19 protein-coding genes and 1 pseudogene are annotated in these 21,037 nt (G+C 63.6%); 9 read left to right on the plus strand and 11 right to left on the minus strand.

Going from position 1 to position 21,037, the window contains the following annotated elements:
• Window positions 1-20: 20 nt before the first annotated feature.
• Window positions 21-1,223 carry a cytochrome P450 gene (locus VKI00_RS04050; RefSeq protein WP_324435626.1) on the plus strand — a complete coding sequence of 401 codons (1,203 nt, stop codon included), beginning with the start codon at window positions 21-23 and terminating at the stop codon, window positions 1,221-1,223.
• 450 nt (window positions 1,224-1,673) lie between these two features.
• The gene (locus VKI00_RS04055; RefSeq protein WP_324435598.1) at window positions 1,674-2,465 is read left to right on the plus strand and encodes a cytochrome P450; all 792 of its coding nucleotides are present in this window, start codon (window positions 1,674-1,676) and stop codon (window positions 2,463-2,465) included.
• Window positions 2,466-2,489: 24 nt separating this feature from the next.
• Here the strand turns inward: VKI00_RS04055 and VKI00_RS04060 are convergent, their stop codons facing one another.
• The 5 genes from VKI00_RS04060 to VKI00_RS04080 form a co-directional block, all read right to left on the minus strand.
• On the minus strand, window positions 2,490-2,975 hold the full coding sequence (locus VKI00_RS04060) for a universal stress protein (RefSeq protein ID WP_324435600.1): 486 nt from the start codon (window positions 2,973-2,975) through the stop codon (window positions 2,490-2,492).
• Window positions 2,976-3,067: 92 nt separating this feature from the next.
• On the minus strand, window positions 3,068-3,850 hold the full coding sequence (locus VKI00_RS04065) for a hypothetical protein (protein WP_324435602.1): 783 nt from the start codon (window positions 3,848-3,850) through the stop codon (window positions 3,068-3,070).
• A gap of 203 nt (window positions 3,851-4,053) precedes the next feature.
• Window positions 4,054-4,527 (minus strand): hypothetical protein, encoded by a 474-nt coding sequence (locus VKI00_RS04070; protein WP_324435604.1) that lies wholly within the window; start codon window positions 4,525-4,527, stop codon window positions 4,054-4,056.
• Window positions 4,528-4,690: 163 nt separating this feature from the next.
• Window positions 4,691-5,590 carry a phosphotransferase gene (locus tag VKI00_RS04075; RefSeq protein ID WP_324435628.1) on the minus strand — a complete coding sequence of 300 codons (900 nt, stop codon included), beginning with the start codon at window positions 5,588-5,590 and terminating at the stop codon, window positions 4,691-4,693.
• Between the two features lie 167 nt (window positions 5,591-5,757).
• Window positions 5,758-6,483 (minus strand): N-acetylmuramoyl-L-alanine amidase, encoded by a 726-nt coding sequence (locus VKI00_RS04080; RefSeq protein ID WP_324435606.1) that lies wholly within the window; start codon window positions 6,481-6,483, stop codon window positions 5,758-5,760.
• A 134-nt stretch (window positions 6,484-6,617) separates the two neighbouring features.
• Between VKI00_RS04080 and VKI00_RS04085 the strand changes: the two genes are divergently transcribed.
• Entirely contained in the window at window positions 6,618-7,625 is a 1,008-nt protein-coding gene (locus tag VKI00_RS04085) for a DUF7159 family protein (protein WP_422656524.1), read from the plus strand.
• 130 nt (window positions 7,626-7,755) lie between these two features.
• On the opposite strand, the gene VKI00_RS04090 is transcribed toward VKI00_RS04085, so the two are convergent.
• Window positions 7,756-9,714, minus strand: a complete 1,959-nt coding sequence (locus VKI00_RS04090) for a hypothetical protein (RefSeq protein WP_324435610.1) — start codon at window positions 9,712-9,714, stop codon at window positions 7,756-7,758.
• Between the two features lie 206 nt (window positions 9,715-9,920).
• Here VKI00_RS04090 and VKI00_RS04095 point away from each other — a divergent pair, with 206 nt between their 5' ends.
• Both VKI00_RS04095 and VKI00_RS04100 read left to right on the plus strand, forming a co-directional pair.
• Window positions 9,921-12,062, plus strand: a complete 2,142-nt coding sequence (locus tag VKI00_RS04095) for a hypothetical protein (protein WP_324435611.1) — start codon at window positions 9,921-9,923, stop codon at window positions 12,060-12,062.
• A 238-nt stretch (window positions 12,063-12,300) separates the two neighbouring features.
• Window positions 12,301-12,807 (plus strand): annotated as a pseudogene (locus VKI00_RS04100) (DUF4396 domain-containing protein); the annotation flags it as partial.
• A gap of 23 nt (window positions 12,808-12,830) precedes the next feature.
• Here the strand turns inward: VKI00_RS04100 and VKI00_RS04105 are convergent.
• On the minus strand, window positions 12,831-13,304 hold the full coding sequence (locus VKI00_RS04105) for a VOC family protein (RefSeq protein WP_324435613.1): 474 nt from the start codon (window positions 13,302-13,304) through the stop codon (window positions 12,831-12,833).
• An 80-nt stretch (window positions 13,305-13,384) separates the two neighbouring features.
• A complete protein-coding gene (locus VKI00_RS04110; RefSeq protein WP_324435614.1) occupies window positions 13,385-14,359 on the minus strand; it encodes a quinone oxidoreductase in 975 nt (324 codons plus the stop codon).
• A gap of 225 nt (window positions 14,360-14,584) precedes the next feature.
• On the opposite strand from VKI00_RS04110, the gene mdlC reads away from it, so the two are divergent.
• Window positions 14,585-16,198, plus strand: a complete 1,614-nt coding sequence (mdlC, locus tag VKI00_RS04115) for a benzoylformate decarboxylase (protein ID WP_324435615.1) — start codon at window positions 14,585-14,587, stop codon at window positions 16,196-16,198.
• A gap of 290 nt (window positions 16,199-16,488) precedes the next feature.
• Here the strand turns inward: mdlC and VKI00_RS04120 are convergent, their stop codons facing one another.
• Window positions 16,489-17,682, minus strand: coding sequence for a PrsW family intramembrane metalloprotease (locus tag VKI00_RS04120; protein ID WP_324435617.1), 1,194 nt, complete (start codon window positions 17,680-17,682; stop codon window positions 16,489-16,491).
• The gene (locus VKI00_RS04125) at window positions 17,679-18,350 is read right to left on the minus strand and encodes a DsbA family protein (protein ID WP_324435619.1); all 672 of its coding nucleotides are present in this window, start codon (window positions 18,348-18,350) and stop codon (window positions 17,679-17,681) included. The genes VKI00_RS04120 and VKI00_RS04125 overlap by 4 nt, the downstream gene beginning before the upstream one ends.
• 163 nt (window positions 18,351-18,513) lie before the next feature.
• On the opposite strand from VKI00_RS04125, the gene VKI00_RS04130 reads away from it, so the two are divergent.
• From VKI00_RS04130 to VKI00_RS04140, 3 genes are all read left to right on the plus strand, one after another.
• On the plus strand, window positions 18,514-18,909 hold the full coding sequence (locus VKI00_RS04130; protein WP_324435621.1) for a DUF4267 domain-containing protein: 396 nt from the start codon (window positions 18,514-18,516) through the stop codon (window positions 18,907-18,909).
• Between the two features lie 58 nt (window positions 18,910-18,967).
• Entirely contained in the window at window positions 18,968-19,795 is an 828-nt protein-coding gene (locus tag VKI00_RS04135) for an LLM class F420-dependent oxidoreductase (protein ID WP_324435632.1), read from the plus strand.
• A gap of 154 nt (window positions 19,796-19,949) precedes the next feature.
• On the plus strand, window positions 19,950-20,285 hold the full coding sequence (locus tag VKI00_RS04140) for a flavoprotein (RefSeq protein ID WP_324435623.1): 336 nt from the start codon (window positions 19,950-19,952) through the stop codon (window positions 20,283-20,285).
• Here VKI00_RS04140 and VKI00_RS04145 read toward each other — a convergent pair.
• The coding region (locus VKI00_RS04145; protein WP_324435625.1) for an NAD(P)H-binding protein at window positions 20,189-21,037 on the minus strand (849 nt) is incomplete at its 5' end. The two genes, VKI00_RS04140 and VKI00_RS04145, sit on opposite strands and share 97 nt — an antisense overlap.

Consider the following 21,037-nt stretch of genomic DNA (forward strand, 5'->3'; position numbering starts at 1 on the left):
TTAACACACTCTGCCCCAATGTGTTCGAGGCCGGCCTCCCAATGCTGTCGTACGCGTTCGAGGAGACGCCCGCAGAGGTCTACCCACGGATTCACGCGGCCCAACAACAGGCTCAGATCGCCATAGGACCGTTCGGGCCCGAGATACTTTCGCACGAGCTGGTGCGGACAGTCCTGCGGGATCCGCGCTTTCGGATCCCGCCCGGAATTAACCTGATGGCTCAGGGCATCACGTCGGGATCACTGTGGGACAAACTCGTCAACAGTTTGTTATGCCTGGAGGGTGAGCCGCACCGCCGATTGCGCAGCCTCGTGTCCAAGGCGTTCACGCCCCGGGCGAGCGCACGCCTGCACGACACAATCGACGAGGTGATCAACGGACTGGTCGATGATGTTGCCGCCGAAGGCCGTTGCGACATCGTCGCCGACATCGCACGGCCGTATCCTGTCCCGATCATCTGCGCGCTGCTCGGGGCCCCTCGCGAGGACTGGCAACAGTTCTCGCTCTGGGCCGACGACATCTTCACCGCCTTCACCCTCAACCCCGGCGGCATCGACCAGGCGCTCGTCATGAAAGCGTGGGGCGAACTCGACGACTACGTCGACGACATGGTTGCCCAGCGGCGGCACGCCCTGACCGAAGACCTACTTTCCGATCTCATTCGGGCCGAGGACGACGGCCAGCGGCTCGACGCCGACGAACTGCGCATGCTGGCAGCCGGTCTGCTGCTGGCGGGAACGGACACCACGCGCAATCAGCTGGCCGCGTCCGTCGACGTTCTCTGTGAGCATCCTGATCAATGGGCGCTACTGGCCGAGCACCCCGAGCTGGCGCCGAGTGCGGTGGAGGAGACCATCCGCCACTCGCCGATCGCCTGCGGCACGCTTCGAGTAGTGACCGAGGATACCGATTTCGCCGGGGTCGTCTTCCCAGCGGGAACAATGGTGCTCGTCAATACCTTTGCGGCCAATCGTGATACGACGGTGTACGACGACCCCGACCGATTCGATATCAGCCGCGACGCGCCGCCGGCCGTCTTGACCTTCGGCGGCGGCATCCACTATTGCCTCGGAGCCAACCTGGCGCGGTTGGAGCTTGCTGAGGCCCTGAAGATCCTGACTCGCCGGATGCCCGACCCCTCCCGTACCGGACCCGCACCGTGGAAACCGATGATGGGGCTGAGCGGACCGACGACTCTGCCCATAGCGTTCTCCCGCGGGTAGCAACGGCTGCGGGGCCGATGCATCGAGAGTTTGCTCCGCCTCTTCATGGATGTGGTCGGTTTGGCCAGTTGCGCGCGTGACCAATACCAGCTCGGGACGCTGTGAACGGCCCCAAACCGTCCTTGCCATTGGCGATATGTTGACGTCATGGAAGGGCCAGTGCACTGAATCCCGACATCGACCGCCGGGCCGCACATGCCTCCGAGCGGGCTTTCTGGCATGCGCTTCGTACAGCAGGGCGGGTGGTGTACCTGCACGGCGACTACTACCTGACCTACCACGACGACGTTCTTGCGGCGCTGCGTGACCCCACGCTGGTCTGCCCGCACGAGGACCCCCACACGTACCCGTGGGTCCCGAGCACCGTGTCCGACCGGCGGAGCACGCGCGATATCGGAGCAGTCTTAATCCCCTGTTCACGCCGCGGGCGTTAGCCCGGTTACGGCGGCCGTGCAAGACCACGCGGCTGCGCTGGTGGATGCCGTCGCCGACAAAGGCGAGTGCGACGCCATCACCGATATCGCCCACCCGCTGGCGTGCCAGACGTTGCTGACCGTGCTGGGGTTTCCATCGACCGAACTCGACACCGTGATCGGGCTGGTCGATCGCTATCGGGTGCACCGCGACGACCCGAGGAACAATCATCAGCGCGTTGTTGACTACGTGGCGCACACCATTCCACAGGCGGATTCCACCGGCGTCGTCGCGGCCCTGCGGGATGAATTCGATGACAACGAAATCAAGTCGTTTGTCGCGCTGCTCTTTACTTCCGCCGTCGACACCGGCGCCGTGGCCATTGGATTCTCGCTGGTGGAGTTGGCCAGCAACTTGCCATTGCAGTCCCTACTGCGCAGCCACCCCGATCAGATCGGCGCATTTGTCGACGAGGCAGCGCGGCTCAATCCGCCCATCACTACCTGCCTGCGGGCCAGCCTCACCGAGGTGACCTTCGGCGAGGTCACGCTGCCGGCGGGTGCGCGGTTTGTGCTGCCATTGCAAGCACTCAACCTCGATGGGGGCATCGACATAACGATCGCCGACAACCGGGTCCGACCGCAGCCCTCGTACACCTTCGCCGGTGGCACTCGGCGTTGCCTCGGCGTGCACCTCGCACGAGCCGAGCTGATCGCAATCATCACCGAGTTTCTGCGACGGATTCCGGAGTTCAGGACCGCGGACGGCTACAGCGTGCTCGCCGCCGAAGTCGACCGGTATCTGACACATCTGCCACTGACGTGGTGACGCGACAACTCCTGCCGCTCGCCGCTATCCGACGGTGTGGACGATGAGGATGTCTACTTTCGCTCGCCGGGCAACGGTGTCCGGCACTGAGCCCAGTAGACGGCCGGCGACCGTGCCCAAACCCAAGTTGCCGACGACGAGCAAGTCTGCGTTGACCTCCTCGGCCAGATGCAGCAGCGCATTGACTGGCGCGCCGACAATCGCCTGCTCTTCGATGTCCCGGGCGCCGGCGGCGTGCGCTCGCTCGCGCGCGTCCTGCAGGATCGCATAGACGGGGGCGCTGCCATGCATCAGGTAGCTCTCGTCCTTAAGGCTGTCGGCGGCGCGGCCGTCCATCAGGCGATCGGGAGCGGGTGCTCTTGACCAACCTCCCTTTTCCGAAGTGTCGAGATGCGCGCTCGCGATGACCAGCTTCGCATTGGTTTGCGCTGCGAGCGCGGCTGCGCGGTCTACCGCACGGAACGACGACGCCGAACCGTCCGTCCCGACGACAATTGTCCGATAGCTCACGGCGCCTCCATCAGCTGGTCAACGACGACAACAAGACATTATCGGCCCGGCTTCTTATTCGGAGCCCATTGGGCTCATCCCGGTGCACGCGCTCAGGCCGCCGTCGGATTCTCCACCCGACCGGGATGACGTCCTGGGCGTTGCGGCAGGACGATGATCAACACGACAATTACGGCCGCGATGACCGCCGAGGCGAGCGGGCGGCTCAGGGCCAGGCCGCCGTCGGCAATGGGCTTATCGACGAAGTCGCCCACGGTTGCACCCAGGGGCCGCGTCAGGATGAAAGCGACCCAAAACAGGGTGACGCGCGACACCGTGGTCCAGTAGTAAAGGGCGACGACCACGCCGAGCGCAGCGGTGAACACCAGCGCGCCACGCTCGTAACCAAATCCACGTGTGTCGGCAAGCCAGTCGCCGAGGGCAGTGCCCAACGTCTGCGAAAACGTGATGGTCGCCCAGTAGAACGCCTCGACTTTCGGTGTGGAAACGGTGTTTACAGATACTGTTCCCTCGGACCAGCGCCATAGTCCGAGGGTGGCCAGCAGACAACCCAGGAGCAGAAGCGATCCGCCCGTGTAGCCGATTCCCAGCGATCGGTCGGCGAAATCGGCCAACGTCGTGCCGAAGGTTGTCGAGGCCACGATCGTTGCCCAGTACAGAATCGCGTGGAAACGTTTGGCGAGGATTTGCGCGGCGATCAGCACCACCAGCGCGACTCCGAACAGTGCGACTCCGGCCGCGTAGCCCCAATTCAAGGTCATTGTGACGGTGTCACCGCCTGTCTCGCCCAGCGTTGTGGCCAGGATCTTGATGATCCAGAAGCCCAAGGTGACCGCCGGGACCTTGGCCAACGTTTGTTTCGAAACGTCGTTCATCTGGTGGCAAACTTCCGTTTTCGTTCAGAAGGTTTAGGGGTGGAGATACCGTAAAGCACTGCACGAACAACGGTTTCGGAGTTTAGAGTTTTGACTCCCCCAGTGCTGGCCATGCTTCGCGCGATAAGTGGGCCGATCAGCAATTCAAAGGCAAGTCGGGGGTCGGCGTCCTCGGGTAATTGGCCGCGGGCCTTGGCGCTGTTCTAGGTCGCGTCGACAGCGGAGAGTCTTCCCAGGCGGAGGATCCCGGGCGCGCTATCTGCGGCGACGGGGTTGCGTTGTAAACGCCTCGCGTCGCGTGTGATCCGACGGCTAAGCACCCGCTCGTCGCGTCGCGTCACGGTGCAACTGTTCTGAATCAGAAGGTCCAGCTGCTGCCAGCTGAGCCCATCGAGCTTGCCGGCCGAGTCGTGCGTGGCGATCACAACTCCGCCGCGGAGCAGCGGCACTGTCTTGGCGGTGAACCGGGTTGTCGCCAGAAGCATTTCAGTGGCGCTGCGGTTGACTTTGCGACGGCACCGCCGTGTCGAAGGAGTGAACCAGAAATCGAACTGGCGATCGGTACTGGTCAGGCTTTGGAGCCCATAGTCGTCGATGAGTTCGGCGATATCCGCGTTGCTGTAAGCGCGCGTTTCATAGACGACGTCATGAGGGCTGAAGTAGAGAACGGTGTTCATGTGACTGTCCTTTTCGGCTTGTGCTGGACTGGCCGATGGGTACGGTCAGGTTAATCACATGCTTGTAATTTCCCAGATAACGGTTGGGCTAAACATCCCTAACGAAAAAGAAACAAACTCTGCGCGCTGAGGCGTTGAACCGCCAGCTCAGAAGGCGTGTTGCCTAGAGACGTTCTTCCAGTAAGCCGATGGCGTCGAGATCGTCGATGGCTTCGGTGGCACGGACCATGGCCGGTCGCGCGATTTCGATCGGCTGCCACTTAGATCCCATGGCCGCGGTCGAGGTGGCAGCTATCCACGAATACACCGAGAACAGGCGGTACTGGTCGCGAGCAGTGGCGTCATCCAAAGTTGCGCCGTGCGACCCCAGGATGTGCCGGTAGCGGTTCAACACGTCGTCCTCATGCGCGCGCCGCATTGGGGTGGGGACCGAGTTGCACATGAAGTAAGCAACGTCGCGCATCCCGGGTCCGCGGCTGGCTACGGCCCAGTCGTAGAAGCCGGTTCGCCCGTTGTCGACGAACAGGTTGCCGATGTGGCTGTCGCCGTGGATCAGCGTGTGGTCCCCCTGCCCGAAAAGACCAACTATGTCAAAGAAGCGATCCATGTACAGCTCGGCGAGGCGGGTGAATGCAGGCGGCATATCGGAGCCGAACTGCTCGACCGCGAGCTTGATGAACATCGTGCGGCGAGCTACCAGCTTCGAGTCGTTTGGCTTGCGGCGCATGCCTTCTGGCGTTGTCAACCACGACAGGTCTCGTTCGCGGTAGGCGGCGTGCAGCGTCGCAAGCTCCTCAACCGTGGAACTTGCCACCTGCATGATGTCGTCATCGTCGGTGCTGGGAAACCGGCAACCCGAGGCCCCCAAATCCTCCAGCACCATGACGAAGGTGGCGTCTGTTGAGTTATAGGCACTGTGCCATACACGCGGAATCCGTACGGGCACTTCGCTATCGAAGTTGGCGTACACCCGCGCCTCGGCCACGCCCAGTCCGACTTGTCGAATCAACTCGCGCTGATCTTGACTAAATGGCTGCAGTTTGACGAACAACGTGTCGGGCACCGCGCCCCTGGCAGTGAGCCGGACGAGTGCGCGGCCAGTGGTGCCCGTGTGGGCCTCGATGACGTCAACCGCGGTGACGTCGGTATCCAATATCTGGCTGAACCACTCCGCTGTCAATTCCGTGACCTCGGCTGGGATCGGCAAGGCGTTCTCAACAGAAGCGTTGTTCAATTGCCCGCCTCGATCGCAGCGACTCTGGCGGCGGCGTCGGGTCCGCAAAACAGCTGGAGGTTCACCCCGCCGGCGGCCAGCAGGTCGTCAATCCGGCGTTTGAGGTCACCGGAGGCGAGGTGCGCATAGAGATTCGCGCCCGGGCAAGATGTCGCGGCCAGGTCCCGGTGGCCCGCCAAGGTGCTAGTCGCGATGCCAAAGTTCTGCGCAGCCGATGCGAATGCGACAGCGGCTCCGTGAAGCTGGGCCTCCGACACAGCCTCGTGATCGAAGTCTCCTTCGCAGAGGACGAGGAAGTGGCCTGTGGTGTCGTAGTCCGTCGCGGTGTCGCCGGCAATTTTGGTGCTGCGCAGTTCGTAGATGTTGCCATTGCGGTCGACGCCGACGTGATAGGCAATGTCGACCCATCCATGCTGGTCCTGGTGATATCGCTGGTCCTGGCGCAGGCGGCCTGGCGCGTTGCGGTTGTCGCCGAGGACCACGGCCTCGTGGTGGAGGGTCATCCGGGTGATGGTGTGGGGCTTTCCGCCCGGGCGGGCCGCTCGGGCGCCCCACGCATCTCGGCAGAACAACTGAGCAGAAGTCATGCCCGGCGCCGCGGGGGCCGGGGCAGTCAGTCCAATCGTGGACGCCAGGCCGACGCCGCCGGCCAGCCGAAGCAGCTGACGACGGTTGACGGGATGTGTTCGTTCATCGGGCCCGTCGCGCCCAGGCGCTTCCATGGCCTCACGATACGGACGGAGTTTTCGCTCGCGGGGCGACTTTTTCGTCTTCCCAGTAGGAACAGCGTGTACCGAGCCCGATAACCTGGCGTCGGCGACGTGGCACATGCGTTTATGCCTATTTTGGAGGAGTGGTGCACGTTGTACTTGGTGTCTCGATGGCACCAACGACGGTCTGCACGGTGCTGGTGGGGGGCGAGAATGCGGACGGCGGCGTCGTCGAACAGGACGACCTCGACACCACAACGAACGGCGACGCGCCAATCCTTACCGCGCCGGACCAAGTCGTCGCGGCGATTCTGAGCAGCCGCGAGGATTCCGGTGCGGATGGCTACCGGGTGGCATCCGCCGGCGTGACCTGGGCTGACCCCGCGGATGCAGCCACGCTGCGCCAGAGACTGGCGGTCGGCAAGATCGAGAACGTCACGCTGGTCTCGGCACTTTCGGCTGCGACCGCACTGGCTCGGGCCTTCGGCAGTTCAGCCCACTACGCGCAGACTGCGCTGCTGTACGTCGAGCCGAACTCCGTGACGTTGGCTGTGGTCAACACGGCCGATGGAGCGGTCGCCGATATGCGCCAACGGCGCCTGCCCGACGCGGATGACCAGGCGGTGGCCGCGTTGGTCGAGATGGTCAAGAGTGCCGATGAGATGGAATTGCGGCCGGAGGGCGTCTATGTTGTCGGCTCCGGTGTTGACATCCCGCTGATCAAGCCGGCGTTGGAGGAGGCTACCTCGCTGCCGCTGAGCGCCCCGGAGGAGCCGCAGCGGGCGCTGGCCCGGGGCGCGGCGCTGGTATCTGCGAAAGCGCCATTGCTTGCGTCGTCCACCACCGACCTGGCTCGGGCGTTCGGCCGAACAGCTCGCTACACGCAGACCGCGCTGTTGTACGTCGAGTCGAACTCGGCAACGTTGGCGGCGGTTAACACGGTCCGTGGCTCGGTCGCCGATGTGCGCCAACGGTTCCTGCCTGAAGACGATGACGAGGCGGTGGCCGCGTTAGTAGAGATGGTCAAGGGTGCCGATGAGATGGAATTGCGGCTCCCCGATCGTGTGACGAGCTGTGGCCTGACAACGACTCTACCGGGATCTTCGGGTGAAGCGCGGCCCGAGGGGCCCGGGCCGCCGACGCCTCGCGGGTGATTCTCAGCGCCCAACTGTGGCGCGGACCGCCGCCAATCTCGGCAAACGCACCCGCAAATCTATCTGCGTGGGCACCGTCGACCGGCCGGCAGTGCCGGCCCAGCCGGATAGGGCGGACCTCTCCGATCTTTCAGCCGGCGACGAAATCGGCAGGATTGAGCAGCGCGCTGAGGTCGGCCAGCAGCGTGGTCCCGGTCGCCTGGACCAACTCCGGCATGTTCTCCCATTCCGCCGTTGCCAGACTTCCGAGTTGGGACGGGAAGTCGTCGTTGGCTGTCAGGACGGCGGTCGCCAGGTCGTCGCGGGCGTTGAGGAGCCCAGCGATGATGCCGGTGTTCGGGTCGAACACCGAGTCGTCGAGGAGGGACCCGAGCTGCTGGGGCAGCAACAGCGACAAAACGGTGTCGCCAAGCGCCAATTCGGTGGGCAAGCTGATGTCGCTGAACGCCAGAGGTAGATTATTGAAAATCGCCTCCAGGCTGCCGACCGGATTGGTGACGATGTCGTGATCGACGGTGGCCCAGTCGGGGGCCAACGCCGGGGTGAACCTCAGTCCCAGCGGAGTTTCCGGGTCGCTGCCGAACACCGCGTCGAAGTTATCGGTGCCCATCACGCCCTGCAGCCCATGGAGAATCAATTCCTGTATCACCCAGTCGGGTTGGGCATTTTCCCGCGACACGTCCAAGGCGTAGTCGTAGGACAACACGCGCTCTGACATATCGGCGGCGTATTCCGCGGGGCTGACCGTGGGTGTGTCGGCGGGCAGATAGTTGGCCACATCGGCCACCGGCACCACCTCAGTGGTCACGGGTAGGCCTGTCGGGTCCGTGCCATCGGGGAGGTTTTCAAATCGGGCGAATATCTCACCGCTGGTGACGCCGTTGCTGTCCAACCAGTTCGCCACGCCCGGGTTGGTCGCGCTGACCACGTAATAGGTGTAGCCGTCAGGATCTTGAAACGCCGTGGTGTTGTTCAAAGTGGTCTGCGCCAAGGTGTACGGCAGCGCCGCGCCGAAGACGTTCATCAACTCGATCCCGCTGTAGGCGGACGTCACGTCGGGCACCTTCACGATCAGCGCCTCGCCGGGATCCAGGTCGAAATTCCCCCCGGAGACCTCCGCACTCGGCAGGCCCGTCGCGAACACACTCGTTTCAGGGGCCAGGTTGCTCATGGTATTGGTCGGAAGCTCGATTCCGGCAACCTCGGCCAGGCCCATGTTTTCTTGGTTGAACGGTCCAACGATGTTGCCGAACGCGGTGAACAACGTGGTCAACAACGAGTCGACCGAGGTGATCTGGGTAGTGGACGTCGCTGTCACGGTGTCGGAGGCGTCCGCGCTGGGAAATATTCCCGTGCTCGGTATGGAGAAAAACGCCGGGCAGTCGGACACGCAATGGATGCTGATACTGCCCGGCCCCTGCGCCCAGTCGCCCAGCACGTCTCGAATCAGCAGGGAGGCATCACCGTTCGTGGTCGCGTCGGTGTCGTTGATGAAATTGACTGCGCCGCTTGGGTCGGTGGGGCCGATGTCAACGGTGAAGGTGCCGTCGGGATTGACGACCAGGCCGTGGTCCAGTTCCAGACTGCTCTCGCTTTCCGCCGTCGAACCGGTGATTGCTTCGGTCGCGATGGCCAAAGCTTCCGTGCCGTTGCCTACGGTGCCAGTGAGCTCGTAGGTCGCGCCGGGCGCTAGGCCTGCCGTCGCGTGGTAATAGATGTCGGGCGTGAAGAACTGAAAGTACTGACGGGAATCAGCGGCATCCCCGGCCACCACCTCCGGCGACTGGAAAAAGACGCCGTCGAAAAGTTCGGTGACCCTTGAGAGCCCGGCCGAGAGCAATTCATAGTTCGTGTTCTGCAGACCCGTTAGCAGCATGGCGTCGCTGTCCGGTGTTGCGAACGGCAGTGCCGAGTCATACGCCACCGCCTGCTGCATTGCGTCGAGCAGTTGATCAAGCGCTGGCTGGTACGAGCTATCAGCAGTGGCCTGCGGCGCGGTGATCATCATCGACAGAGCGCCGGCTAACGCCGTCGTGGCAAAGCCGACCGCTTGAGCGGCCCGGGTACGGGCAGACCGATTTGTCGTCACGCCGCTTCCTTCCCTGAGACACGCCTAAGAAAGTATTGGCCATGTCGACGACAAATAACGTGATTTCAGGACTGTCGATTGACCGCTAAAAGGTGAGGGGCGAGGTGTCCCGGGCCGCCGAGTGACTCGAACCAGGCCTTTGTGGGTACAGCATTCGCAAGTCTCACCGCACCACGTGCGCAACGCCTACGTACTGGAGTTTTGACATGCAGCGTCCCGACACGATGATCGAAATCCATCGTGAACGCGTCCAGGACCAGACCCTCGAGGTGTTCAGCGGCGACAAGTACACAGAGTCGGTCGACGGCACCGGCTACTCGGCGACGGCGACTCTCGATCTCACGTTGGATCGCGTGTGGTTCATCCTCGATGCGCACCAGCGGCTCTGGCTGGAGGAAGCCGATGGCGAAACTCGCGATCCGCTCCGCCATTTCGCGATCGACTTGGTGATCTTCGACTCGAAGATCGTGATCGATTCGGTGACTTGCATCCCGCTGGTGGAGTTGCCGCCGGCGACGATCACCATTGCGGGCGGTCCCCGCGACGGGGAGTCGCGCGAGATCCCGTACACCGAAATCCCGCTGTTCGGGCGGTTGACCATGCACGACCAACTCGAGCCGCATCAAGTAGAACCGGGCAAGCAGACGATCGCATTGAACTTCACCGCCCAGGACGGTCCTGTTCTGCTGGCCACCGCGCTGCCCGATGAGTACGCCCCGCGACTGTTCGGCCCACACATCGAGCGCCGATCCGACGGCCACACCGCATTCACGGGACAAGACCCGCGGATCAGCTGGGAACTCGATTACGCCGAGGCGTACTGGATAACTCATTGCATCGCAGGCGAACTGATGGTGAATCTGGAAAAGCTGCAGCATCCCGGCCTCTCCGACGACGATGCCAGGACCCAAGTGCTCGACTCGCTGGCCGCCCAGATTGCCGATGCGGTCCGGCCCAAGCTGGCCGAGATGGGGGAGAACGGCATCGTGGATCTACTGCCGTCGCCGCTGGACGTCGACCCCGAATCGCACGACGACAGCACGACCAAGGAACTCGACGCCGTCGTACAGCGCTTCGAGATCGGCAAGGTCACCCATGAATCGATGGTCGTCCAGCTGCAGACGCTGAGGGAACTGCCGTCAGGCGAGGAGCTGCCTGCATCGATCCTCGCCGAAAACCCGCGTGAGAAAACCGGATTGGCCGTCACGGGGTGGAGCATCCTGCGTCAGGTCCGTGACACCGTGATGAACAGCTTCAATCTAGACGAAAGCGACTTCGACGCCGATACCCCATGCCTGCTGGAGGGACCGAAGACCATCACCATCGGCGGTCAAGAGCGAAGTCTCGACGCCCTCGACGCCGACATTGTGCCGCGAACGGAGGACGGCCGGTTGGTCATCGACGGCACGGTAAGCGCCGAAACCAAACTCTACGATTTCAAGGCGACCTTCAAGGTGACCTACGAGATGGGCCTTGACGACATCCCGCGCGACACAAGCGAGAGGGAGAACCGGGCAGCCGACCTGGCGACCGTTGAAAGTCTGGAGCAGGCGATGAGCGCGGCCGCCGAAAAGAAGCGCGCCGGCGAGCTCAGCGATCAAGATTACGAGGCGGAAGTCAAACGAGTCAGCGAGCGGTTCGATGAGCTTCCACGGACCGTGGGCGTGCGACCGGCGCAGAATCCCGCGGAGCCGGAAGTGAATCCGGAGTTCAGCCTGACCGCTGCCGGTAAGGTCGCCGCGGCTGCCGGCGCCGCGGCTGTGGTCGGTTTGCTTGCGCTGCCGGTGACCGCGGCCGCCGGGGCGGCCGGCGTAGGGGTTGCCGGCGCAGGCGGTCTGCTCACTCTGGCGATCGCGCAATACATCACCACCGTGCTGACAATCGACTGGTTTGGCAGCGGAATTGGATCTCGCCAAGTCAAGAAGTCGCTGAACGACCGTCCCGATGGCACATCGCTGCCTTCGATCGGAATACCGGTGGACGCGGATCTCAACCGCCAGCGCCTCGCGGTGTATTTCCGGCCGCTGCCGGCGAAACTGTGGGTTGGTTGCGTCACGGCCGAAGATGCCGAGGAGGAGTCCGACGCCAAAGACCTACGGCTGGTGGGTGGCCGGTGGCCCACCGATGGCCATCCCTGGAGGCTATCCAATGATGACGCCAGGTTGTTCGTCGACTCCGGAGAATTGCAGCTCTTCGTCGAGCCGGACGGCGCTGGAGCCGACGAGCTGCGTATCGGTGTAAGCAGCGCAGCGGATGGACGACGTCGACTGCAGGTCGACGGCAAGGATCCCGATATGCTGCAACGGCTTCCGCAGTGCTCGGCCACAACCGATCGCAGCGGAGAGTAAGCCCAGGAGTAAGCGTGCAGCGATAGTCTGTTTCGCATGCTTGACGGGGTCATGCTCCTGTGGTGGATCCTCACGGTTCCGTCGTTTCTGTTCGTCGTCCTCGATATCTGGCGGACCACCCCTGAGTCGCCGGTCCTCAAGTGGGCCTTCGTAATTCTGACCGCATTCACCGGACCGCTCGCGGCGTTCTTCTACGTGCTCGGCTGTCGCGAACCGCTTCGCGGCGAGCACGAGAAATACGTCGCGTTTTCTGCTCGAGTACGTGCTGGGCTTCGGGTTCGGGTGGGCGTTCTTTCAGGCGTTCGCCATGCGGGACGCGGCGGGCGGGTCATATCTGAAGTCTCTGCGGATGACCTTCCTGCCCGAGCTGTTGTCGATGAACCTCCTTATGACGGGCATGATCCTCACGTCACGCTCCGCCATGCGACGCGTGGATGGAAGCGACGACCCGACGCGTCCGCAGTTTTGGTTCGTCATGTCGATGGCGCTGATCGTCGGGTTCGTGTCTGCTTACCCGATCAACTGGTGGCTTGTCGCCAATCATATGAAGCACGGCATGATGACCGTTCGCGCGAAGGCCGCCAGTGAAGCCGCCCAAGAACATTCGATGAACGCGATGTCGTCCAAAACATCATCGGGCTCGGGGCAAAACCAGCCCGGCGCAGGCGTGAAGGCCGCGATGACCGCGCTTACTTTCGCCATCCTCGGCGCAGCGCTCATCATCGTCATGCGATTCGCCATGTGAGCGTCGACAACCGCTGGTTCGAATCATTCTGCGTAGCCCCACATCTGGGCCGAAGTCCTTTCGCCTCCGGGATAGGACACGAATTCGACCGGGGTCCCGTCGGGATCGCGTACGAAGAACATCCGCACGCCGCCGATCTCCACCGGTCGCTGTTCAGGCTCGTAGCCGGCGGCGGTGACCACAGCAAGCGCGGCATCGACGTCGCGGACGCTCAACGAGATGTTGGTATAGCCGAGGACGGTTTCAGGCTGTGGATCCAGCTGGCGGTGGGCGAACTCGAGAAGCTCCACGACGGTACCACCGAGCATCCCTCCGATCATCCGGCCGCGGGCTCCAGTTTCACCCGTCACCACTTCCATTGGCGGACCGTCTAATTCAACATCGAAAAAGACTTCAAGGCCTAGCAGGTCGCGATAGAACCGCAGCGATACTTCCGCATCAGAGACTGCGATGCAGATGTGCGAGAAGCCGATAATCCCGATCGGGTGCTGGGTCATCTGGAGTCCTCTCGGCGAGAGCGGTGGAACGTCCAGTATGCGAGATCCGGCCATCGGAATACGGTGAACGGGCTTGGCTGCTAGGGAGTGAGCACCACCGAGCCGACGGTCTTGCGGCCTTGAAGATCGCGGTGCGCCCGCGCCACGTCCTTGAGCGGGTAATGCGCGCTGACCGTAACCTTGATGGCTCCGTCGCCGATCAATTCGAATAATTGTCCTGTCCGCCAGGCAAACTCGTCGTGGGTGCGCATGAAATGGGGCCGCGATGGCCGAACGAGGTACACCGATCCAGCGGCGTTGAGCCGCTGCGGGTCGACCGGGGGCACCGGTCCGCTGGAGGCACCGAACAGCGCGAGAGTGCCCCGGACCGCAAGGCTGGCAAGGCTGGCGTCGAACGTTGACTTGCCCACGCCGTCATACACCGCGGTCACACCGGCGCCGTCGGTAAGCTCTCGGACGTTGGCTCCGAACTGCTGAGGCTCCACGGGGTAGTCCAGCACCTCGACCGCCCCGGCTTCGCACGACAGCTGCGCCTTCTCCGTGGTCGAGGCGGTGGTGATCACCCGGGCGCCCAAGCTGGTCGCCCACTGGGTCAGGATCAGCCCCACCCCGCCGGCCCCGGCGTGCAACAGCACCGTGTCGTCGGCCTGCACCGCATACACGGATTTGATCAGGAGGTGTGCGGTCATCCCCTTCAAGAGCGCCGCTGCGGCAACATCAAAGCCGACACCGTCGGGAACCAGGGCCACGACATCGGCTGGCGCGACGCAGTATTCAGCATAAGCGCCGACGGCGTCGGCGCTGGCAACCCGGTCGTCAACATGAAAAGAGGTCACCCCGTCGCCGACCGCGGCGACGGTCCCGGCGACCTCGGCGCCGAGAATGAACGGTAAGTCGTGCGGGTAGAGCCCTGACCGGAAGTAGGTGTCGACGAAATTCACGGCGATCGCCTCGGCTTTGATCAACACCTCGCCCGGGCCGGGGGAGGGCTGCGGCCGGTCGACGTAGTTCAGGACTTCTGGCCCCCCGTGCTCGGCGACTTCAATGGCGTGCATACAGCTTAATTTGACGGTGACATCCAGCCGACGTCGATGGAGCCGGCTACAAGAATCACGGCGCGCCGGTGTTGCAGTGAACAATGCCGTGCGTTGTTCGCCGACACAGCGGCGCCTGCTCAACGCTGTAGCGCTCGACATCGACGGCCGCCGTCCTTCCGGCGACGCTCGTCAATGACAACGCGCGGCCGGCTTGGTGGAACGGCTCGGGAGAAAGGCAGACCGATGGGAAATGCGAAGACGATTCACGAGGTGACCTACGACCTGCTGCGTGAGCTGGGGCTGACGACGGTATTCGGCAACCCGGGCTCTACCGAGGAGACGTTCTTGACGAACTTCCCCGACGACTTCACGTATGTCCTGGGATTGCAGGAGGCGTCGGTGGTGGCCATGGCCGACGGATTCGCCCAGTCCACCGGCAAGCCCGCCTTGGTCAATGTGCACACCGCCGCGGGCATGGGAAACGCGATGGGCAACCTGGTGGCGGCGGCCAAGGGCAACACCCCGCTGATCGTCACGGCCGGTCAGCAGACCCGCGAAATGGTGTTGTGCGAGCCATATCTGACCAACAAGGACGAAACGGTATTTCCGCAGCCATGGGTGAAGTGGGCGTATGAGCCCAAGCGCGCCGAGGACGTGCCGGCGGCGATTATGCGAGCGCACGCGATAGCGCTACAGCCACCGGCCGGCCCGGTGTTTGTGTCGATCCCGCTTGATGACTGGGAGAAGCCCGCGCTGGGTCCGGCGGTGGTACGTACGGTGAGCCACCGGGTCAGCCCCGATGCCGAACGGTTGCGCGGATTCGCCCAGCGCATCAACGCTGCGCAGCGGCCACTGCTGGTGTTCGGGCCGGAGGTCGATCGCGCCGGGGCCTGGGATGCCGGTGTGGCGTTCGCGGAGAAGGTCGGGGCGCCGGTGTACAGCGGCCCGTTGCCCGACCGGGCGTCGTTCCCCGAGGATCACCGGCTATTCCAGGGACAGCTGGCGATGACCATCGCCGGTGTCACCGAGGTGCTGCGCGGCCATGACCTGGTTGTGGTGATCGGGGCGCAGGTGTTCCGGTACTACCCCTACGTGGCTGGTGAGTACCTGCCCGAGGGCACCGAACTGTTGCAGATCACCGCCGATCCGGGTCTGGCCGGCGCGGCGCCGGTCGGCGACAGCGTGCTGGGGGACACGCTGCTGGCCTTGGAGCAGCTGGTGGGCATGGTCGATGATCACAGCGACCGGGCGGTCCCGGCCAGGCAGGTGCCCACCTCGGCGGTCGACGTGACCGGGTCGGCACCGCTGGAGCCGGATGCGGTGTGGGAGACGTTGCGAACCGTCACGCCCGCCGATTCGCCGTTGGTCACCGAATCGACGTCGACGATGGCCCAACAACTGCGTTTCCTGCCCAGCACCCGCCCGGCTTCGTTTTTCGCCACTGCCAGCGGCGGTATCGGCTGGGGGTTGCCCGCGGCGGTGGGCGTCGCCCTGGGGGACCGCGCCCGCGGCGTCAAGCGCCACGTGCTTGCCACCATCGGCGACGGGTCGTTCCAATACTCGGTGCAGGCCCTCTACACCGCCGCCCAACACCGGCTGCCGATCGTGTTCGTCGCGATGCGCAACGGCGAATACTCGATCCTGAAGTCGTTCGCGGTATTGGAAAAGACACCCGGCGTGCCGGCACTGGACTTGCCGGGCCTTGACATCGCCTCCCTCGCAACGGGTTTCGGGTGTCGCGCGGTCAATGTGGACAGCTGTGAAAAGCTCGCCCACGAATTCAATGCCGCGCTGAAGGCCGACGGTCCCACCGTGATCGTGGTGCCGACCAAAGTTCAGGCCGCGCATCTGGGATAGCTGTCAGAAGCGCCGGGTTCCGGGTTTGCGGATTCAAAGACATCGCGACGCTCAAGGAGGCGGGCGTCGAAGAGGTCGTCAGTGCTCGGGCGCCGCTTCCCAGCTGAGCCGCGTCGAGTCACGGAGTCAAATCCATGAAGATCACCGACGTCACGCTGCCGTTTCGGGTCTGGCAGGAAAGCGAGGCATGTATGACCGCGACAGCCGAAGTTCTCGCTCTCCCGTCCACGGGATGTGGCCGAATTATGTTTGGTCTTCGAAGTGCAGCGGCGTCTGATGTAGGCGCCGGCTCACCACATCGACGGGACGCCCGCGCGGATTCTGGCGACCTCGGAGCGGGCGAAACGCACCCGATCAGTGTCGGCGCCGCGCGCGGCAGCCAGCTCGTCGGCGAGGGCATACGCGGCATTGAGGACGTAGCGGGCACGTTTCCGTTCCTGACGATTGTGACTGGCTTTGCGATAAGCCTTGCGGGCCTTACGGTTACCGGCCATCGCGTCGAGTTCGGCTGCGGTAATGACGTTGCGGGCCTGCTCAGGGGCCATAACGTCGCGGACGAAGTCCTGTTCTGATTTGACGGTCGACTTGTAAACTTGCACAACGATGATGAGCGCTATGACGATCGTCGCGATGAGCAATCCGATCAGTTTCAATGCGCTCGGGCCGGCGATCGCGCCCAACGAATCCCATGTCCCGTGCAGCAGCATCGGTATCGCGATCAGAAGCAGACCTCGCCCGACCTTGCGTGGTTCCGCGGGCCGGCCAAGAAGGTAGACCAGGCCGGCGCAGAAGATTGCGCTGTAGAGGATGTGCGCGGCGACCCCGCTGACCATTCGAAGAATGATGGTGCCCACCGACGCCCCAACCTGATTCGCGCCGAACTGCGTTCCGGCCGAGGTCATTGCGTAGGTGATGTCCTCGATGATCTGAAATCCCAGGCCGATGAACGCGCCCATGATGAACCCGTCGAACGCTGTTCGTATTTGCCGTGGCGCCATTGCGATGAGTAGCAGCAGGCCCGAACCTTTCGCCCATTCTTCGGTGAACGGGGCCGCCAAGCCGGCCCCCCAGTTCAGCGCCCACACCTGACCGAAGGTCTTCCCGTACAACGCGAGGATCGCGTCGTTGGCATTGGCTGCCATCGCCCCTGTCGCGGCGAAGCCGCCCCACAGAAACGCGACGACCATCAGCTTGGCGGGGAGCTTGGCGTAGTGGTCGATGTGCGCCGCGAACCACCAGAACAGGGCGGCGTAGATGGCGAACGACGTCACCGCGAGGCCGATCGCCTCGCCGTATGCGTCGTACTCGCGGGCGAGCGTGGAGATGAAGGCGAGGAATCCGGTCCCGACCAGCAGCAGATACCCCCAGAAAGCAAAATTACGAGGCTGGTAAAAGCTGAATCGCCGGCCCCAGCCGGAGAGGTCAAGCGCGATGTCACGTGCGCGATCAAGGTCGGCAAGCGTCGGCACTGGCGTCGTTGTCACCGCTTCCCCTCCTCGGTTTGGCTGATGCTGCGGATCATCCGCCAAACCGTTGCCGTTGGCTCCGAGCCGGTATCCGACGGTCCGGTGGCCACGGCTTCGACTCCGCGGGTCTCGAATACGAACGCGGCGATGATCCCGGCGGTGTGTGGTCCGGTGACCCGCACTGTCGCGCCCTGCTTGCCCTGGTCGTTGACGATCGTGGTGGGCGCACCGGTCACGTGGACGCCGCGACCGCGATTGAGAGCTTCGGAGGTCGTCTCGATCTGATCGAGCAGTTGGTCGGCGTCCCCGTGGAATTGTCCGGTGCGGACGGTGAACTTCAAGGCCCCGTGCTCGACGGTCGCGGTCGACGGATACTCGCCGGACAAGGGCCCGTGGCCGGCTCGGAGACCAGAGGTGATACCCCAGCCGGCCTCCGGCACGAACGTCACGCCGCCTTCGACCTCGAGAACATCGCCGGCTCTGACAATGTCGTGATAGGGCACTCCCGCGTTGATGATGGGCAACACCACCGACATCACGATGGCCAGCGCGAACACCGCCAGCGTCGGGCGAATGGTGCGTCGATCCAAGCCAAACCATCGCTCGTCAGCGGGCACCCACCGTTCGTCGGGTTCGAATCTCGGTCGTGCGACCGCCGAGGCCGTATCGGATGCGGGATCCGGCATACCGTGCGCTCCCCAATCTTTCTGCAAGCCTGCTAGCCGTGCGGCGTCGTTTGAGTGGCGTCCGGGGTTCGAGACTAACGACGGCGAGAAGACTCGACATCAAAATTGGTGACATCCGCGACTTTGGCGTGGCTGGAGCGTATGAGCTCCTAGGCTGCGGGCCATGGCTATCGACCGTTTTGGGCTCCTTGCGGGCAGCATCCGACTTGCCTCGGGCATCTCGTTTCTCGTCGACCCCCTCCGTGCGAATCGGTTCTGGGGCGATCCCGATGTGCCGACGCCGACAGCGCAACTGTTGTTGCGATCGATGGGCTACCGCGATGCGTTGATCGGTGGGCTGCTCGCGGCGGCGGCGCTGCGTGGCAGAAACACCCGCGGCTGGTTCCTGGCGTCCGCCGGCGCGGATGCGTCCGATTTGCTCGGCGGGATGAGCGTCCATCACGAGATGAAGCGCTCACAGCAGCTGATCGGGTTGGGTGGCGCTGCCGTCGGCATTGTGACCGGGCTTTGGGGTGCGGCGCGTCGGACGCCGGAACAAGAATCTGGAGATGGCGGTTGAGCTAGTCGTCCGCGGATGTCGCCGCGGCAACTTGTAGGCGATTGCGATGGGAGCGAGCGTGCGTATCGGTGTGTTGACCTTCGTGACCGACGAGGGCATTGGTCCGGTTGAGCTGGGTGAGGCGCTGGAGCAGCGTGGGTTTTCGTCGCTGTTCCTCGCCGAGCATTCGCACATCCCGGTCGATGCGAAGACCCCGTATCCGGGCGGGGGCCCGATTCCTCGCAAGTATTACCGGACCCTGGATCCGTTTGTGGCGTTGACGGCGGCGGCGGTCGCCACCGAGAACCTGGTTGTCGGCACCGGGATAGCGTTGATGCCGCAGCGCGATCCGATCCTGACCGCTAAAGACGTTGTATCGCTGGATCTGGTGTCGGAGGGCCGATTTCGCTTCGGTGTGGGTGTGGGCTGGCTGCGTGAAGAAATCGCCAACCATGGCGTTGATCCCAAGGTGCGCGGACGCGTGGTTGAAGAACGGCTGCGCGCGATGATCGAGATCTGGACGCAGGAGAAGGCGGAATTTCACGGTGAGTTCGTGAATTTCGATCCGATCTACAGTTGGCCGAAGCCGGTGACGAAGCCGTATCCGCCATTGTATCTGGGCGGGGGACCCGCGAGTTTTCCACGTATCGCTCGGCTGCACGCCGGTTGGCTTGCGATGACGCCGTCAGCGGAAGTTCTGTCGGGCCAACTGGAGGAACTACGCGGTGTCGTCGACCACGAGGTACCGGTGATCAACTTCCACGGTGGCGAACCGACGGCAAAAGAGGTCGAGGCCTACCTCCCGTTGGGGTTGGAACACCTATTGGTGGACCTGCCGACCGAGCCCCGCGACCAGACACTTCGACGCCTCGATAACTTGCAGACCGAGTTCGCGCAACTGGGTTAGCGAAGGTTGTTTCGCCCAACATCTGCCGAGGCCCCGGATTGTCGGTGAGGACAGCGACAACCGTGCCGGTTTGCTCCACGATCGAAAGCAACGGCGTTCGTACGTAAAGCGTTTGCACCGCCGGTAACTGGACCGGGTCGCAGGAGTGGGCTGGATGAAGCGGATTGTGTTGGGTATGACGGGGGCTACCGGCGCGGTGCTCGGTATCGAACTGCTCCGGCAATTGCAGGGGTGTGCCGATGTGGAGACGCATCTGGTGTTGTCGCGGTGGGCGCGGGCGACGATTCATCTGGAGACGGAGTTGTCGGCTGGCGATGTGGAGTCGTTGGCGAAGACGGCGAAGCACGCCCTGTGCTCGTCGCCGAGTCGAATTCAACGCCAACGTAATCCGGGTTACGTGAACAGTTCACGTCGCTGCGAGATGTACTCCTGCACCGATTGCGCAGGACGACCGGTGAGGTCTTCGACATCATGGGTTAAGCGGTTGTAGCGATCGTCGCGATGCAATTTGGCCATGGTGGCGATGTGCTGTTGGGTGTGCGGCTCGAGTCCTGCCTCGCTGAGATGCCCAAGCCATTCGTCGTAGGGCAGCTGAACCGCGGTGATCGGCCGGCCAAGGGCTTTCGCGTATTGTTCGGCCAACCCATCGATGTCCAGCGCTGCCGGCCCGGTCAATTCGTAAACCGCACCGATGTGGTCCTGCGGCGCCCGGAGCACGGTGGCAACGACGGCGGCCACATCCGTGGCAGCGACAGGGGAGGTGCGGCCGCTTCCGAACGGCAACGCCAATTGCCCCTTCTCGCGGATTGAGCGGGCCGCGAGCACGGTGAACAGCGGGTTGTCGAGGAAGACGGTCGGTCTGACATGTACGGCCGGCAAGCCCGACCAGTTGATGACGTGCTCGGCCAGCCGGTGCAGGCGTTGTTGGCGGGATTCCTCCGTGCTAGTCGCGGTCATCTGCGAGACCGTCATTTGCGACATGTTGACCAGCGCTTCCAGGCCGTCGCCGTCGTCGGCGGCCGCGCAGACTACGGCGGTGGCTTCCAAATAGGAAGCCGAGACGCTCATGTTGAAAAACATCCGGTCGATGCCAAAGATCGCCGCGCTGACATCCACCGGGTTGGTCAGGTCTCCGACGATCACCTCAGCTCCGAGTGCGCGCAGCGCGTCGGCGCGCGAGTCCTCGCGGTGCACCATCGCCCGCACGGCCTCGCCATGGCTGAGAAGTTGCTCGACGACTAG

Origin of the sequence: Mycobacterium sp., assembly GCF_035314665.1 — a bacterium.
Classification (GTDB): domain Bacteria; phylum Actinomycetota; class Actinomycetes; order Mycobacteriales; family Mycobacteriaceae; genus Mycobacterium.

What these genes read in the sequence shown, in the direction of transcription:
- VKI00_RS04125 (WP_324435619.1), bottom strand. Translation starts at nt 18,350, where the DNA reads ATGCCGGATCCCGCATCCGATACGGCCTCGGCGGTCGCACGACCGAGA.
- mdlC (WP_324435615.1), top strand. Translation starts at nt 14,585, where the DNA reads ATGGGAAATGCGAAGACGATTCACGAGGTGACCTACGACCTGCTGCGT.
- VKI00_RS04110 (WP_324435614.1), bottom strand. Translation starts at nt 14,359, where the DNA reads ATGCACGCCATTGAAGTCGCCGAGCACGGGGGGCCAGAAGTCCTGAAC.
- VKI00_RS04080 (WP_324435606.1), bottom strand. Translation starts at nt 6,483, where the DNA reads ATGGAAGCGCCTGGGCGCGACGGGCCCGATGAACGAACACATCCCGTC.
- VKI00_RS04130 (WP_324435621.1), top strand. Translation starts at nt 18,514, where the DNA reads ATGGCTATCGACCGTTTTGGGCTCCTTGCGGGCAGCATCCGACTTGCC.
- VKI00_RS04070 (WP_324435604.1), bottom strand. Translation starts at nt 4,527, where the DNA reads ATGAACACCGTTCTCTACTTCAGCCCTCATGACGTCGTCTATGAAACG.
- VKI00_RS04105 (WP_324435613.1), bottom strand. Translation starts at nt 13,304, where the DNA reads ATGACCCAGCACCCGATCGGGATTATCGGCTTCTCGCACATCTGCATC.
- VKI00_RS04095 (WP_324435611.1), top strand. Translation starts at nt 9,921, where the DNA reads ATGCAGCGTCCCGACACGATGATCGAAATCCATCGTGAACGCGTCCAG.
- VKI00_RS04140 (WP_324435623.1), top strand. Translation starts at nt 19,950, where the DNA reads ATGAAGCGGATTGTGTTGGGTATGACGGGGGCTACCGGCGCGGTGCTC.
- VKI00_RS04065 (WP_324435602.1), bottom strand. Translation starts at nt 3,850, where the DNA reads ATGAACGACGTTTCGAAACAAACGTTGGCCAAGGTCCCGGCGGTCACC.